Genomic DNA, 13268 nt, shown 5'->3' on the forward strand with positions numbered 1-13268 from the left:
ATCTGTTGGCCTTTGTTTTTGGAGTTAGAAGTAATAAGCAAAAATTACAAACGCTTTTTTATTCCATTTATCATTGCTTCCACCAGCCGCAAGTCCTTCACTGTCTCCTAGATATGGATCGTGTTTACCCACCAGCAACTCGGCTTGTACTGTCAATTTTTGATAGTTAAAGGCAATGCCGGGAATAAAACGAGTGGAGTCTTTAAAGCCATCTTGCTCTTTTCGATAAGAACTATAGTTTAGGTAAGGGCGAACAGAGGTAATTGGGCCAAACTGCTGAGGAAATAAATAGCTCAGTTCGGCTGAATAAATCTGACCTTTGGTTGCAGAGTTAAATGAATAATCGAAACCGCCCAAAGTCAGGTGGTCTTTATATTGAGCGTCGGCATTATCAATGTCTTGATAACCAGCCAAAAGCTGTAAATTCCATTGATTGTAATTGGTATTGCTAAAAACTGAATAGACTTGGCGATCGCCATCTTGCCCTGAACGTTTATTTTCAATGGTGGAATACCATGCAGAGGCGCCCAGTTGGGTAGAGAAATTTTCTTGGCCTAAGACATTCTTAAAGGTATGAGCACCGCGAACAACAATGGAGTTCTTTTCTTTAGTATTGGTGCCTTGTGGTACTGAGTCATCCGCATTGACAGGGTTGATACTAAATCGACTCGAGTCTTTGCTTTTACCTCTATAGGTGCCACCATCGGTAGGATAAAAGGCGAGTTGTGCTTCATTGATTCCATCATTGAAATCATATTTCACCCCAAGATTATGTACATCTTCCCAACCTGCACTATTGGCAATGCCTAAATAATAAGTATTTCCCCAAAAGCGACCCAAGCCAAAAGGAACTGGGTTTAAGCCAGCAATAATTTTACTGTTGTCATTAATTTTATAACCCAACCACGCATCGGTAAGCCAATTGGCATCGCCTAAACGCCCGTAATATTCATAAACCCGATAATCTAGACGGCCAATCCATTTAGGGGAGTTGTAGTCCAGCCATAATACTGCGTCATTAAAGGAAAATTTACTAGTAGTGGGATCAGAGTCAAAGTCATAAACATATTTAGCTCGAACAGTACCACTCACTTTAAGTTGACCTTCTTCAGCATTACCAAAGGTGAGAGCCGCATGACTTGAAAGGCTAAATGTAATTAAAGATGCTGTAATTAATGTTGTTTTCAAAAATTGAGAATGTTTAAACAAAAGAATTTTTCTCCTCTTAAAAATAAAAATTAAATTTGCGTCATGTATAAACCAGAAAAAGATTTGTCCAAATCTTAATATTTGCAGAAGTTTTAAGATAAAAAGATAATAAAATCTGAACTTTATATAAAAGAATGAAAATTAATTAGATGCAAAACTCTGGATGCGATAAGCAAAAAATAAAAATGACGAAATGAGTAGGATAAAATAATTAGAGTAGGTATGTCAGGTTTTTCTCATCATGTATTTTTTGAATATCCTTTTTAATTATTGATATATAAGTATTTTAATTTTATGGCTAATCTGTAAGTTTGGTTGATATTTGCTTTTTACCAAAAGATAAAAACTTATAAGGAAAAGTTATTTATAAAAATTAGATAAGCAACTCATATTTTTTTATTTTTCATTATAAAGCCAGCTGCATACCATGAGCTTATATTATTGAAAGATCATGAAATTATGAGCACAAAGACCAAACCGTTGATTATCACGGCAATTGTGGTTGTAGCAATTGTTGCATTTATCGTATGGCAAAATAAAAAAGACAATAATACAAGTGCTTCAGTTCGCGACAGCAAACCTGTCGTAATTGCCTACCAAACAGGGGTTGACCCAAGCAAAGTTGCGCAGGCCAATGGGGAATATGAAAAACATAGCCAACGTAACATTCAATGGAAAAAATTTGATGCGGGTTCAGACGTTGTAAACGCACTTGCTTCAGGTGATGTCGTACTTGGCAATATTGGCTCAAGTCCACTTGCTGCTGCGGCAAGCCGTGATTTACCAATTGAAGTATTCTTAATTACATCAAAACTTGGTGAATCTGAAGCATTAGTGGTAAGTAATAAATCAGGCATTAAAACTCCTCAAGATTTAATTGGTAAAACCATTGCTGTACCGTTTGTTTCAACCACGCATTACAGCCTTTTGTCTGCACTTAAACATTGGAACATTCCAGAAGACAAAGTAAAAATTATTAACTTGCGTCCACCTGAAATTTCAGCTGCTTGGGAACGTGGTGATATTGATGCTGCCTATGTGTGGGAACCTGCTTTAAGTAAAGCCAAAGCATCTGGTACGGTTTTAACTGATTCAAAACAAGTCGGTGAATGGGGTGCTCCAACTTATGACCTATGGGTTGTGCGTAAAGATTTTGCAGAGAAAAATCCTGATTTCTTAAAAGCTTTTGTTAAAACTACGCTTGAGCAGCTTGAAAAATATAATCAAGATCCAGCCGCTTACGTTAAAGATGCCGATAACGTGCAAAAAATTGCGCAGCTAACAGGTTCTGATCCAAAAGATATCCCGCTTTTATTAAGTGGAAATATTTACCTTGACCACGCTCAGCAAAAACAAACGTTAGATGGTGAATTTGCGCAAAATATTTTTGATACAGCGAAGTTCTTAAAAGGTCAGGGCAAGGTCGATCAACTAAAAGCCGATTATAAAGGCAACGTGAATTCTTCATTTTTGCAGCCTTAAGGAGTTGTCATGAGTGTACTAGAAGCGAAACATATTCATCTGACTTTTCCTAAGCAGCAAAAGCCAGTTTTACAAGACATTAACCTAACCATTGAAGAAGGTTCTTTAACCGTGATTTTGGGCGAGTCTGGTTGTGGCAAAACGACTTTGCTTAATATCTTGGCAGGCTTTCAAAAGCCGAGTTCAGGTGATGTGCTTGTAAATCATGAAGTAGTAAATGGTCCAGATGTAACCCGCGCTGTCGTGTTTCAGGATCATGCACTCCTTCCTTGGTTGAATGTTGCAGATAATGTTGGCTTCGCTTTGCAGTTAAAAGGTTTAAAACGCGTAGATATCGAAGCACAAGTGAACGCAATTTTAAAAATTGTAGGTTTAAGTCACGTTGAAAAAGCCAATATTTGGGAACTTTCCGGTGGTATGAAACAACGTGTTGGTATTGCTAGAGCTTTGATCAGTCACGCGCCGTTTATTTTATTAGATGAACCTTTTGCGGCATTAGATGCTTTTACGCGTGAAAACATGCAGCAGTTAGTGCTCGATTTATGGATTCAACAAAATAAAAGCTTCTTTTTAATTACTCATGACATTGAAGAAGCATTATTGCTCAGTAATCAGTTAGTTCTAATGACAGCGCATCCAGGCAAAATTGTAGAAACTCTACATCTCGATTTTGCTAATCGATATCGTCAGGGCGAGTCTATTCGCTCAATTAAATCGGACCCTCAATTTATTCAGCTCAGAGAGCAGCTGTTTGAAAGTTTAAGGGCACAAAAACAAAGCGGTAAGGAGGCGTTAACCACATGAGTACTAAAGATAACGTCTATGAATATGACAAAGCAGGGCTAAAACTTAAGCCAGATGTGCCAACAGAAAATGCTTCATTTCTATGGTCATTTTTTGAGAAGCATCGCACTTTGGCAGTTAGCATAATTAGTGTGGGAAGTGTGGTTGCACTCTGGTTCCTCATTACTGCTTTGCATGTCGTACCTGAACTGTTTTTACCGAGCCCACAGGCGGTCTGGCAAAAATTTATATCGGTCAGCCAAGAAGGCTTTATGAAGGCTACTTTGTGGCAACACTTGGCCGCTAGTATCTCTCGTGTATTTTTAGCTTTGATTGCTGCCGTGGTGATTGGTGTACCACTGGGCTTATGGATGGGCCTGAACAAATGGGTTCGCGCTGTTCTAGATCCTTTAGTTGAATTATTACGTCCAATTCCGCCGTTAGCGTATTTGCCGTTACTTGTAATTTGGTTCGGTATTGGCGAAACCACAAAAGTACTTTTGATTTTCTTCTCGATTTTGGCGCCTGTCATCATTAGTAGTGCGCATGGTGTGTTAAGCCATCAGCTTAATCGTGAACGTGCGGCATTGTCGCTAGGAGCAAGTCAGTCACAAGTATTTTGGCATGTCATTTTACCAACAGCTTTACCTCATATTATTACCGGTATTCGTATTGGTCTTGGGGTGGGTTGGTCAACATTAGTTGCAGCAGAGTTGGTTGCAGCGGATCGCGGTATTGGTTTTATGGTGCAATCGGCAGCACAGTTCTTAATTACCGATACGGTGATTCTAGGCATTATTGTAATTGCGATTGTCGCAGTTAGTTTTGAGCTGTTTTTACGTTGGTTACAAAAACAGTTTTCTCCTTGGTATGGTCAGCAGTTGTAGTAAAGAAGATGAATACAGTAGTAGCAAACTTAAATATTGAAGTGATCAAGCCTACCATTGGCGCAATTATTCACGATATTGATTTGAATGCGTTAAATGAACAGACAACGCAACAAATCCAGCAGGCTTTGCTTGATCATCAGGTCATTTTTTTTCGAAAGCAACAATTAGCGCCGCAAGCACAAGCAGACTTGGCACGTAGTTTTGGCAGCTTACATGTGCACCCGATTTATCCTTCAATTGAAGATGTACCTGAAGTGATGGTGCTCGATAGCTGGAAACAAGATTTGCGTGACAATGAACTTTGGCACACAGATGTGACTTTTAGTAAAAATCCACCTTTAGGTTGTGTGTTGCAAGCCATTAAAATTCCACCTGTAGGCGGTGACACGTTATGGTCGAGTAATACAGCAGCTTTTAAAGGGCTGCCGCTTGAGTTACAGCAAAAATTACGTGGCTTAACTGCAACCCACGATATTCGTAAGTCTTTTCCGCTTGAGCGTTTTGCTCATAACGAAGAAGAACGTGAAAAGCTTTTGCAAACATTTAAGCGTAACCCACCAGTGGTTCACCCAGTGGTGCGTACCCATCCGGTTACAGGTGAGCCTTTGTTGTTTGTAAGTGAGGGCTTTACCACTCGCATTAATGAGTTACCTGAACAAGAAAGTGAGCAATTACTTGATTTCTTGTTTGAACATGCGACCCAAGAGCAATTTCATTTGCGTTGGAAGTGGCAAGATGGTGATATCGCGATTTGGGATAACCGTTGCACACAACATAAAGCATTATTTGATTATGGCGATGCTCATCGCATCATGCACCGTGCAACCATTAACGGTGATGTGCCATTTTATAAAAATGAACAACAGCCAGAGTTAGCCGAAGTTTAATTCTTTGGTTTTCAGCCGTTTCAATTCCAACGCAGCGTTTTGAGTTGGAATTGAAACAGTAATTTATTTCTAATGTGCTCCAAATCCTGACAATATACCTGTGTAACTCTTTACGGGAGGTGAAGCCCAATCACCAACTTTGCTGGTTTTTAAATTTAACTGAACTAACATTTCAGCTTGTTTAACTGCTGCTGCAACGCCGTCAATAACAATCACTCCCAACTCGTTTTGTAGTTTTAGGCATAAATCACTCATACCTGCACAGCCCAAAACAATCGCATCACTTTTATCTTCTACTAGTGCTTTTTTGCACTCATCTCGTATGGTTCGATAAGCATCTGAGTCAGGAAGCTCCAATTCTTCAACTGCAATGTCACAAGCTCGAACATTTTTGCAAAATGGCGTAACCCCATAGCGATGAGCCAGATGCCAGCTCATATTCACTGTGCGTTGTAAGGTTGTGACCACACTAAAACCAGTACTTACATAACTTGCAGTTCTCATAGCTGCTTCGGCAATCCCGATCACAGGTGCCGAAGTCATTTCACGGGCAGCGTAAAGCGCAGGATCCCCAAAACAGGCAATAATATAGGCATCTACACCTAGAAGTTCACCTTGGCGAATTTCCTCCAGCACACCTACTGCACTTAATGCTTCATCATAATAACTTTCAATCGTAGCAGGGCCCATTTGAGGGCTCACTGCAATAATTTGAGTATCAGAACCTGCGACTATCTTTGCTGATGCAGCAATTTTGTCTGTCATACTTTGGGTGGTATTGGGATTAATAATTTTAATTTTCATTGTACTTTTACCTTAGTCATTGCCGATTTAGTATGGCCAAGCGGTTGGTTAAGAAACCGATAAATGACAAAACCAAATCCCATCCCAATAAACCATGTGAAATTAGCCAGCCCAGACAGTTGTGGTAAAAGTACGCAGAGAATAGGAATTAATGAAGCTGGAATTAAGGCATAAAAGGCAGAGTGGTTATAACCATTTTTGTACCAATATGAACCTTTGATATCTAAGGTATATAAATCATCTACCACTATTTTCTGTTTTTTAACAAGGTAAAAATCGGCGAGCAATACACCAAAAAGTGGTCCGATAAATGCACCTAAAATATCAATGGTGTAATGGATTACTTGAGGGTTATTAAATAAATTCCATGGCGTAATAAAAATTGAACCCACTGCTGCAATCATTCCACCCATGCGCCAGCTAATTTTACTAGGTGAGACATTAGAAAAATCAAACGCTGGAGAAACAAAGTTAGCGACAATATTAATCCCGATGGTGGCAATCATTAAGGTTAAACTGCCTAAAATCACCACAAAGGTGTTATCCAGTTTTCCAACCATCTCGACAGGGTCTGTAATGAGCTTGCCGTAAACTGGAAGCGTTGCCGCAATACACACCACAGTAAGTAAAGAAAAGCCTAAGAAATTAATCGGTAGCCCAAGAAAGTTACCCATTTTAATCGCGTTAAAGCTTTTGCCATAACGAGAGAAATCACCAAAATTCAGCATAGGCCCTGAAAAATATGAGACAACAAGCGCAATAGCACCAATCATGACTGGTACAACCGCAAAACCGTCGTATTGAACACCGCTCAAGTTTAAATCAATATTCTGCCATCCAGCTTTCCAAATGAGCCATACTGCCATCGCAAACATCACAACGTAGACAGCCGGACCCGCCCAGTCAATAAACTTACGAATGCTGTCCATGCCAGACCAAAAAACAATCGCTTGAAGTAGCCAAAGCAGCATAAAGCCAACCCAACCTAGATAGGAAAGCCCAAGAAAGCCATAAGTTGAAACATCGGCATAGACCGACCATTCTGGAAAGAACTTTAAAATGACCAATAAGAAAGCACTTGATGCCAAATAGGTTTGAATGCCATACCATGCGACAGCAATAAGCCCACGGATAACAGCAGGAATATTTGCACCAAGCACACCGAAGGTTGCGCGGCAAATAACAGGATAGGGCGTACCAGTTTGTTGGCTAGACTTGGCAATCAGGTTTGTAAAAAACTGAACTATGGCAATGCCGATGAGTAAAGATAAAAGTACCTGCCAGCTATTGAGCCCAAGTGCAAAAAGGCTCCCAGCCATGACATAACCGCCGACACTATGAACATCAGACATCCAGAAAGCAAAAATATTATAAGCGCCCCATGTTTGCTTTTTTAAAGGAGCCAAGTCTTGATTTGTCAGTTTTGCATCATAAGAAGGTTTAATTATTGCTTCGGTATTATTCATCTTGAACACTCACTTCCTTAAGATGGAGGCACTTTCAGCAGCATTGTTTTTCTGTCTAAAAGAATGAAATTAAAATTGTGTACAATATGATATTTAAATTGTGCACAATCTTAATTGAGCAAAAGTTATGCCAAATTTAAGAAGTAGCGCTTATGAGTCATTTAAACTGGTATGGATTTTGGATATGCAGAGACAAATGTATAAAATGAGAAGTGCTTAATTTTTTATAAAAAACTAAGTAAATTTAGGTGTATAAGTGGATATTTAGAGGTCTAATATTGAATTGTTTAGCTCAACATAAGTGTTTGGAGGAATGAGAGTAATATTCCAAAACGCTTAAGTTAAACTTACACTACTGTCATTAGATAAAGTTTTAAAAAGAGGAGGCATTAATAAAAATGGAGAAATCAATGCCATCGAATGCACCAAAAAAAGCCGTAGAAATGAGCAATGATGAAATTGATGACCATATATATAACGCTATTGTAGATGCTATTTTAAATCGACAACTTCCCCCTGGCGCACGTTTAGTTGAAGCGCCTTTGTGTGAAGCATTCGGTGTAACGCGAGGAGTGTTAAGACGTGTTTTCGTCAAACTTGCACATGATAAGGTCATCGAAATTCAGCCCAATCGTGGAGCACTCATCGCAAAACATAGTGCTCATGAAACAAAACAGGTCTTTGAAGCACGTAGCATGCTTGAAATCGCGACTGTAAAAAAGCTAGCTCAAAAGTCACATAACCTAGATTTTAGTGAGCTTCGAGGTTTAGTAGATCAAGAGTCTCATGAGCGTTTAGCTGGCAATTGGGCCGAGTGGATTAAGTTATCAGGGCAATTTCATTTAAAGCTGATTGAAGCAAATCAAAATACGATTATGACCAGTTATTTGCAGACGCTTATTGCAAGGACTTCGTTATTAATTGGGTTATATGAAATTCCCAAACATAATAATTGTTCGGCAGATGAACATCGTGCAATTTTAAATGCCATTGAGCAAGGCGATGAAAAACGAGCAACTCAATTGATGGAAGAGCATTTAGAACACTACGCGACGACATTTGTTGAAGAAGACAGTACAGCAACAGCAGAGCAAAATTTATTAAATTTATTTAAAAATAAGAAAATTGAAACCATTTATACTAACTAAAAAATAATGGGCCAATTCTTCTGGAAAAGGCCCAGATTGGTTATTTGATAGGAATGATTTGATGAGTTAAAAAATCAATAAATAATTTTACTTTCTTCGATAAAATCTTACGATTTGGCCATGTCACATATAAGTGAAGTGGCTGACTAGTATAGTCCTCCAAACATTTCTGTAATTTACCTTCTTTGTAGTAAGGCTCTGCAATAAATTCTGGAAGAAAGACGATACCGTGATCTTTTAAACACATATCTAATAATAATTCACCATTATTACAGGTCATGACTGGGAAGCAATTAAAGGACACTTCTTTTTGATCTTTTTGGAAAATCAATTTCTTATGTCGACTGTCTTGATAATAAATCAGAAACTTATGTTCTTTAAGTTCTTCTAATGAGTCTGGTAATCCATGCTGATTGAAATACTCAGGTGTCGCATATAGATAGCGCTGATAGGTATTTAAAATTTTACTATTTGCTAAGTTTGGAGGAGAGCCATCTACACGAATGGTTAAATCAAATTTATTATTATTCATATCTAGTAGTTGATCAGTCATGAATAGATCAATTTTGATGCTGGGATATTTCTCAATAAAGTCTGAAATGATATTTTGAAGAAAAATATTGCTAAAAGACATTGGCGTATTGAGCTTGAGTTCGCCTTCTGGGTACTGTTGGTTATAGCTAATTTCGTAGGCAGCCCATTCAAACTCACTTAAAATGACTTTACTATGCTGATAAAACTTTTCTCCACAAGAGGTGAGGTTCATCTGTCTTGTGGTTCGGGTTAACAGTGTGGTTTTTAGGTCATTTTCGAGGTAGCAAACACGTTTGGCCACTAAATCACGTGAGATGTCGAGTGCTCTGGCTGCACTACTAAAATTCCCATGTTCTACGACACTTACAAAAGTGGAAATACAGTCTAATCGATCCATGGTTAAGCAAAAGTTAAAAAAATATATATCAATGATTAAACTATAAAAATTAAAAAGCAATCATTGATTTTATTGTATTCGTACAGCATACAGATTCGTGCTGATTTGCTGTCTATGCTTTTACATTTTTATCTGTTTTGATAATGACCAGTAGGCAATTCTAATGCATTACTCATAAGGAATAATGGAGTTTACCCATGAATAAGTCACTTTTAGAACAACTTTCACCAACAAATTGTCAGGTTATTTTTATTGATCATCAGCCACAAATGGCTTTTGGGGTACAGTCAATAGATCGCCAAGTATTAAAGAATAATACGGTAGGATTAGCAAAAGCAGCTAAAACATTCAATATTCCTGTCACTATTACTACGGTTGAAACTGAAAGCTTCTCTGGTCATACCTATCCAGAACTTTTAGATGTATTTCCAGATGCTCCATTACTAGAACGTACTTCAATGAATTCATGGGATGACCAAAAAGTACGTGATTCGCTTGCAAAAAATAATCGTAAGAAAGTGATTGTTTCAGGTTTGTGGACTGAAGTGTGCAATAACACCTTTGCTTTTGGTGCCATGCTTGAAGGCGATTATGAAATTTATATGGTTGCCGATGCTTCTGGTGGTACATCGAAAGAGGCACATGACTATTCTATGCAACGTATGATTCAAGCAGGTGTTGTTCCGGTAACTTGGCAACAAGTATTACTTGAATGGCAACGTGATTGGGCACACCGTGATACGTATGATGCAGTTATGGCTATTGTACGCGAGCATTCTGGTGCTTACGGTATGGGTGTGGACTATGCCTATACGATGGTACATAAGGCGCCTGAACGTACAACATCAAAACACGAAGTACTTGCACCAGTTCCTGCAAAATAAAACAGTACTGATTTAGGTAAAGGCATGTCTAGTATTCAATATTTAAGTGATATTAATACAGATATGCCTTTATTTTTTAGAACGATAATTCACAAGAATGGAGTTCAGAATGACCGAAATAAACCTCATACTCATAAACGGTAAAATCACAACACTAGATCCTCAGAATCCCGAAGTACAAGCAATTGCGATTGCAGACGGTAAAGTCGTACGTACGGGTACAAATGATGAGGTTATGAAGCTCGCAACACCTACAAGCAAAGTCGTAGACTTAAATGGTCGTCGCGTTATACCGGGTCTAAATGACAGTCATCTGCATATTATTCGTGGTGGCCTAAATTACAATATGGAACTGCGCTGGGAAGGTGTGCCATCCGTTGCAGATGCATTACGCTTACTTAAAGAGCAAGCAGATAATACGCCAGCTCCGCAATGGGTTCGCGTAGTAGGTGGTTGGACCGAGTTCCAGTTTGCTGAAAAGCGTTTACCGACTTTAGAAGAAATTAATAAAGCTGCACCAGATACTCCTGTATTCGTTTTACATTTATACGCCAGTGCCTTGTTGAACCGAGCTGCGCTTGATGTATTAGGCTTTAACAAAGACACACCAGACCCACCGGGTGGCAAGATTGTAAGAGATGAAAAGGGTGAGCCAACTGGTCTATTGCTCGCAACTCCATCCGCTATGATTTTATATTCGACCTTAGGTAAAGCGCCGAAATTGCCAGTTGAAGATCAAGTCAATTCAACTCGTCATTTCATGCGTGAGTTGAACCGATTAGGCATTACTTCAGCAATTGATGCGGGTGGTGGTGGTCAAAACTATCCTGAAGATTATGATGTGATTAAGCAATTGCACGATCAAAATCAGATGACAGTGCGAATCGCTTACAACTTATTTGCTCAGAAGGCAGGCCAAGAGCTTGATGATTATCGCCGTTGGACAGAAATGACATTTCCGGGTGATGGTGATGAGTTATTTAGAATGAATGGAGCAGGTGAGAACCTGACTTGGTCAGCGGGTGACTTCGAAGATTTCTATGAGCCACGTCCAGATTTACCGGAAAAAATGGAAGGTGAACTCGAAGCCATTGTAGAGCACTTGGCTGAAAAGAAATGGCCATTCCGTATTCATGCAACCTATGATGAAAGTATTAATCGTCTGCTCAATGTATTTGAGCGCGTCAATTCAAAACAGCCATTTGCAACTCGATTTATTATTGACCATGCCGAAACTGTATCTGAGCGTAATATCGAACGTATTGGTGCATTGGGTGGTGGTATCGCCATTCAACACCGTATGGCATATCAAGGTGAGATTTTCGTGAAACGCTATGGTGCCGAAGCTGCTCAGGCAACGCCACCAGTTAAGAAAATGTTAGAACTTGGTGTTCCTGTGGGGGCTGGGACAGATGCGACTCGTGTTGCCTCTTATAACCCTTGGGTGTGTTTGTATTGGCTAAGTACTGGTAAAACAGTCGGTGGTTTACCACTCTATGATGAAAAAAATCTGTTAGACCGTCAGACGGCACTTAAACTCTGGACTAAAGGTTCGGCTTGGTTCTCAGGTGAAAAAGATGTCAAAGGTTCACTCACAGCAGGTGAGCTTGCTGATCTGGTCGTATTGTCCGATGACTACTTCAAGGTTGAAGCAGAAGATATCCAGTGGATTGAGTCGGTACTTACTGTCTTAGGCGGAAAAGTGGTATATGCAGGTGCAGAGTTTAAGCAAGACGATCCACCGTTACCGCCAGCATCTCCAACATGGTCGCCAGTAAAACGCTTTGGCGGTCAGTGGCGTTTATCTGAAAATCGTAATGCTCCTTCGAATCAATCATTACAGTCACAAAGTGCATTGTGTGAATGTGCTAGCAGTTGTGGCATGCATGGGCATAGTCACTCTTGGATGCTTGATGTTCCTGTAAATGATAAAGATAAAAAGTCTTTCTGGGGTGCACTCGGGTGTTCTTGTTTTGCATTTTAAATAAAACAGTTTGGGAACCTGCCTCGTTAAATGGCTTGCTTCCCTAAGGTATGTACGATGAAAATCTACTTGTTATCTTTGGCTGTAGGGTTGCTCGTTGGTGTCTTATATTACGTTTTAAATGTTAAGTCACCAGCTCCACCTCTTGTTGCATTAGTCGGTTTATTAGGCATGGTAATAGGAGAGCAACTCCTTCCTTTTATCAAATCCTATTTTTAATCCGTTTCATTCAAAAAAGCTAAATGGTGTCGTGCCATTTAGCTTTTTATATTAATAAGTATCTTCAATTACTTTATACGACGACCTTGCTCATCAATGATTACTTCACCATCTTCTTTTGCAAAATAGCCTAAGTTTTTTGAATCTAAAATGTCGAGCACCACTTCAGAAGGGCGGCAAAGTCGTGTGCCTTTTGGTGTAACCACGAATGGGCGATTAATTAAAATTGGGTACTGAACCATAAAATCAATTAACTGTTCATCATTCCAATGGGCTTGTTCTAACTCTAAATCTTTATATGGATCAACATTTTTACGAATGGCTTCTCGTACAGTTAAGTTTGAATCCTTAATGAGTTCGATTAGCTCATCTTTACTTGGTGGTGTTTTTAAATATTCAATAACGAGAGGTTCAAGCCCGGCATGACGAATGAGTGCCAAAGTATTGCGTGACGTGCCACATGCCGGGTTATGGTAGATCTTCACTAATTCAGTCATGGTAAATTTATTGTCAAATTAAGATATTGCATTTATATATGGATATTCGTATATTTGCAATAACGAATATATTCTGTTGAAGAT

The 13268-nt window shown here is 39.1% G+C and carries 13 protein-coding genes; 8 read left to right on the forward strand and 5 right to left on the reverse strand.

Features of this window, described 5'->3' with window-relative positions; all coding sequences use genetic code 11:
- Window positions 1-24 precede the first annotated feature (24 nt).
- Complete coding sequence (locus F886_RS09820; RefSeq protein WP_005304411.1) at window positions 25-1209, reverse strand: hypothetical protein; 1185 nt, start codon at window positions 1207-1209, stop codon at window positions 25-27.
- A 441-nt stretch (window positions 1210-1650) separates the two neighbouring features.
- Between F886_RS09820 and tauA the strand changes: the two genes are divergently transcribed.
- Genes tauA through tauD form a run of 4 tightly spaced genes read left to right on the forward strand, consistent with a single transcriptional unit; the run spans window position 1651 to window position 5251 of the window.
- Window positions 1651-2691: a taurine ABC transporter substrate-binding protein gene (gene tauA, locus F886_RS09825; protein WP_005304413.1), complete on the forward strand. Its 1041-nt coding sequence runs from the start codon at window positions 1651-1653 to the stop codon at window positions 2689-2691.
- A 9-nt stretch (window positions 2692-2700) separates the two neighbouring features.
- Window positions 2701-3495 (forward strand): taurine ABC transporter ATP-binding protein, encoded by a 795-nt coding sequence (locus F886_RS09830; RefSeq protein WP_005304415.1) that lies wholly within the window; start codon window positions 2701-2703, stop codon window positions 3493-3495.
- Window positions 3492-4361: a taurine ABC transporter permease TauC gene (gene tauC, locus F886_RS09835; protein ID WP_005304418.1), complete on the forward strand. Its 870-nt coding sequence runs from the start codon at window positions 3492-3494 to the stop codon at window positions 4359-4361. The genes F886_RS09830 and tauC overlap by 4 nt, the downstream gene beginning before the upstream one ends.
- 8 nt (window positions 4362-4369) lie before the next feature.
- Complete coding sequence (gene tauD / locus F886_RS09840; protein WP_005304421.1) at window positions 4370-5251, forward strand: taurine dioxygenase; 882 nt, start codon at window positions 4370-4372, stop codon at window positions 5249-5251.
- A 69-nt stretch (window positions 5252-5320) separates the two neighbouring features.
- On the opposite strand, the gene F886_RS09845 is transcribed toward tauD, so the two are convergent.
- Both F886_RS09845 and F886_RS09850 read right to left on the reverse strand, forming a co-directional pair.
- The gene (locus F886_RS09845) at window positions 5321-6055 is read right to left on the reverse strand and encodes an aspartate/glutamate racemase family protein (protein WP_005304424.1); all 735 of its coding nucleotides are present in this window, start codon (window positions 6053-6055) and stop codon (window positions 5321-5323) included.
- The gene (locus F886_RS09850) at window positions 6052-7521 is read right to left on the reverse strand and encodes an NCS1 family nucleobase:cation symporter-1 (RefSeq protein WP_005304428.1); all 1470 of its coding nucleotides are present in this window, start codon (window positions 7519-7521) and stop codon (window positions 6052-6054) included. Before F886_RS09850 ends, F886_RS09845 begins: the two co-directional genes overlap by 4 nt.
- A 398-nt stretch (window positions 7522-7919) precedes the next feature.
- Here F886_RS09850 and F886_RS09855 point away from each other — a divergent pair, with 398 nt between their 5' ends.
- On the forward strand, window positions 7920-8669 hold the full coding sequence (locus F886_RS09855) for a GntR family transcriptional regulator (protein ID WP_034591058.1): 750 nt from the start codon (window positions 7920-7922) through the stop codon (window positions 8667-8669).
- A gap of 40 nt (window positions 8670-8709) precedes the next feature.
- Here F886_RS09855 and F886_RS09860 read toward each other — a convergent pair whose 3' ends face one another.
- On the reverse strand, window positions 8710-9600 hold the full coding sequence (locus tag F886_RS09860) for a LysR family transcriptional regulator (RefSeq protein WP_005304435.1): 891 nt from the start codon (window positions 9598-9600) through the stop codon (window positions 8710-8712).
- A gap of 197 nt (window positions 9601-9797) precedes the next feature.
- Here F886_RS09860 and F886_RS09865 point away from each other — a divergent pair, with 197 nt between their 5' ends.
- The 3 genes from F886_RS09865 (at window position 9798) to F886_RS19835 (ending at window position 12687) form a co-directional block, all read left to right on the forward strand.
- Window positions 9798-10484, forward strand: a complete 687-nt coding sequence (locus F886_RS09865) for a hydrolase (RefSeq protein WP_003651277.1) — start codon at window positions 9798-9800, stop codon at window positions 10482-10484.
- A gap of 109 nt (window positions 10485-10593) precedes the next feature.
- Window positions 10594-12468: an amidohydrolase gene (locus tag F886_RS09870; RefSeq protein ID WP_005304439.1), complete on the forward strand. Its 1875-nt coding sequence runs from the start codon at window positions 10594-10596 to the stop codon at window positions 12466-12468.
- Window positions 12469-12525: 57 nt separating this feature from the next.
- Window positions 12526-12687, forward strand: coding sequence for a DUF1427 family protein (locus F886_RS19835; RefSeq protein ID WP_005304442.1), 162 nt, complete (start codon window positions 12526-12528; stop codon window positions 12685-12687).
- Window positions 12688-12755: 68 nt separating this feature from the next.
- On the opposite strand, the gene arsC is transcribed toward F886_RS19835, so the two are convergent.
- Window positions 12756-13184, reverse strand: coding sequence for an arsenate reductase (glutaredoxin) (gene arsC / locus F886_RS09875; protein ID WP_005304445.1), 429 nt, complete (start codon window positions 13182-13184; stop codon window positions 12756-12758).
- Between the last annotated feature and the right edge of the window lie 84 nt (window positions 13185-13268).

This window comes from Acinetobacter sp. NIPH 542, assembly GCF_000369825.1.
Lineage (GTDB): Bacteria > Pseudomonadota > Gammaproteobacteria > Pseudomonadales > Moraxellaceae > Acinetobacter > Acinetobacter oleivorans.

Excerpts from the sequence above, each read along its gene's own strand:
- tauD (WP_005304421.1), top strand. The coding sequence starts at position 4,370 with ATGAATACAGTAGTAGCAAACTTAAATATTGAAGTGATCAAGCCTACC.
- tauC (WP_005304418.1), top strand. The coding sequence starts at position 3,492 with ATGAGTACTAAAGATAACGTCTATGAATATGACAAAGCAGGGCTAAAA.
- F886_RS09870 (WP_005304439.1), top strand. The coding sequence starts at position 10,594 with ATGACCGAAATAAACCTCATACTCATAAACGGTAAAATCACAACACTA.
- F886_RS09860 (WP_005304435.1), bottom strand. The coding sequence starts at position 9,600 with ATGGATCGATTAGACTGTATTTCCACTTTTGTAAGTGTCGTAGAACAT.
- F886_RS09830 (WP_005304415.1), top strand. The coding sequence starts at position 2,701 with ATGAGTGTACTAGAAGCGAAACATATTCATCTGACTTTTCCTAAGCAG.
- F886_RS09850 (WP_005304428.1), bottom strand. The coding sequence starts at position 7,521 with ATGAATAATACCGAAGCAATAATTAAACCTTCTTATGATGCAAAACTG.
- F886_RS19835 (WP_005304442.1), top strand. The coding sequence starts at position 12,526 with ATGAAAATCTACTTGTTATCTTTGGCTGTAGGGTTGCTCGTTGGTGTC.
- F886_RS09865 (WP_003651277.1), top strand. The coding sequence starts at position 9,798 with ATGAATAAGTCACTTTTAGAACAACTTTCACCAACAAATTGTCAGGTT.
- arsC (WP_005304445.1), bottom strand. The coding sequence starts at position 13,184 with ATGACTGAATTAGTGAAGATCTACCATAACCCGGCATGTGGCACGTCA.
- F886_RS09845 (WP_005304424.1), bottom strand. The coding sequence starts at position 6,055 with ATGAAAATTAAAATTATTAATCCCAATACCACCCAAAGTATGACAGAC.
- F886_RS09855 (WP_034591058.1), top strand. The coding sequence starts at position 7,920 with ATGGAGAAATCAATGCCATCGAATGCACCAAAAAAAGCCGTAGAAATG.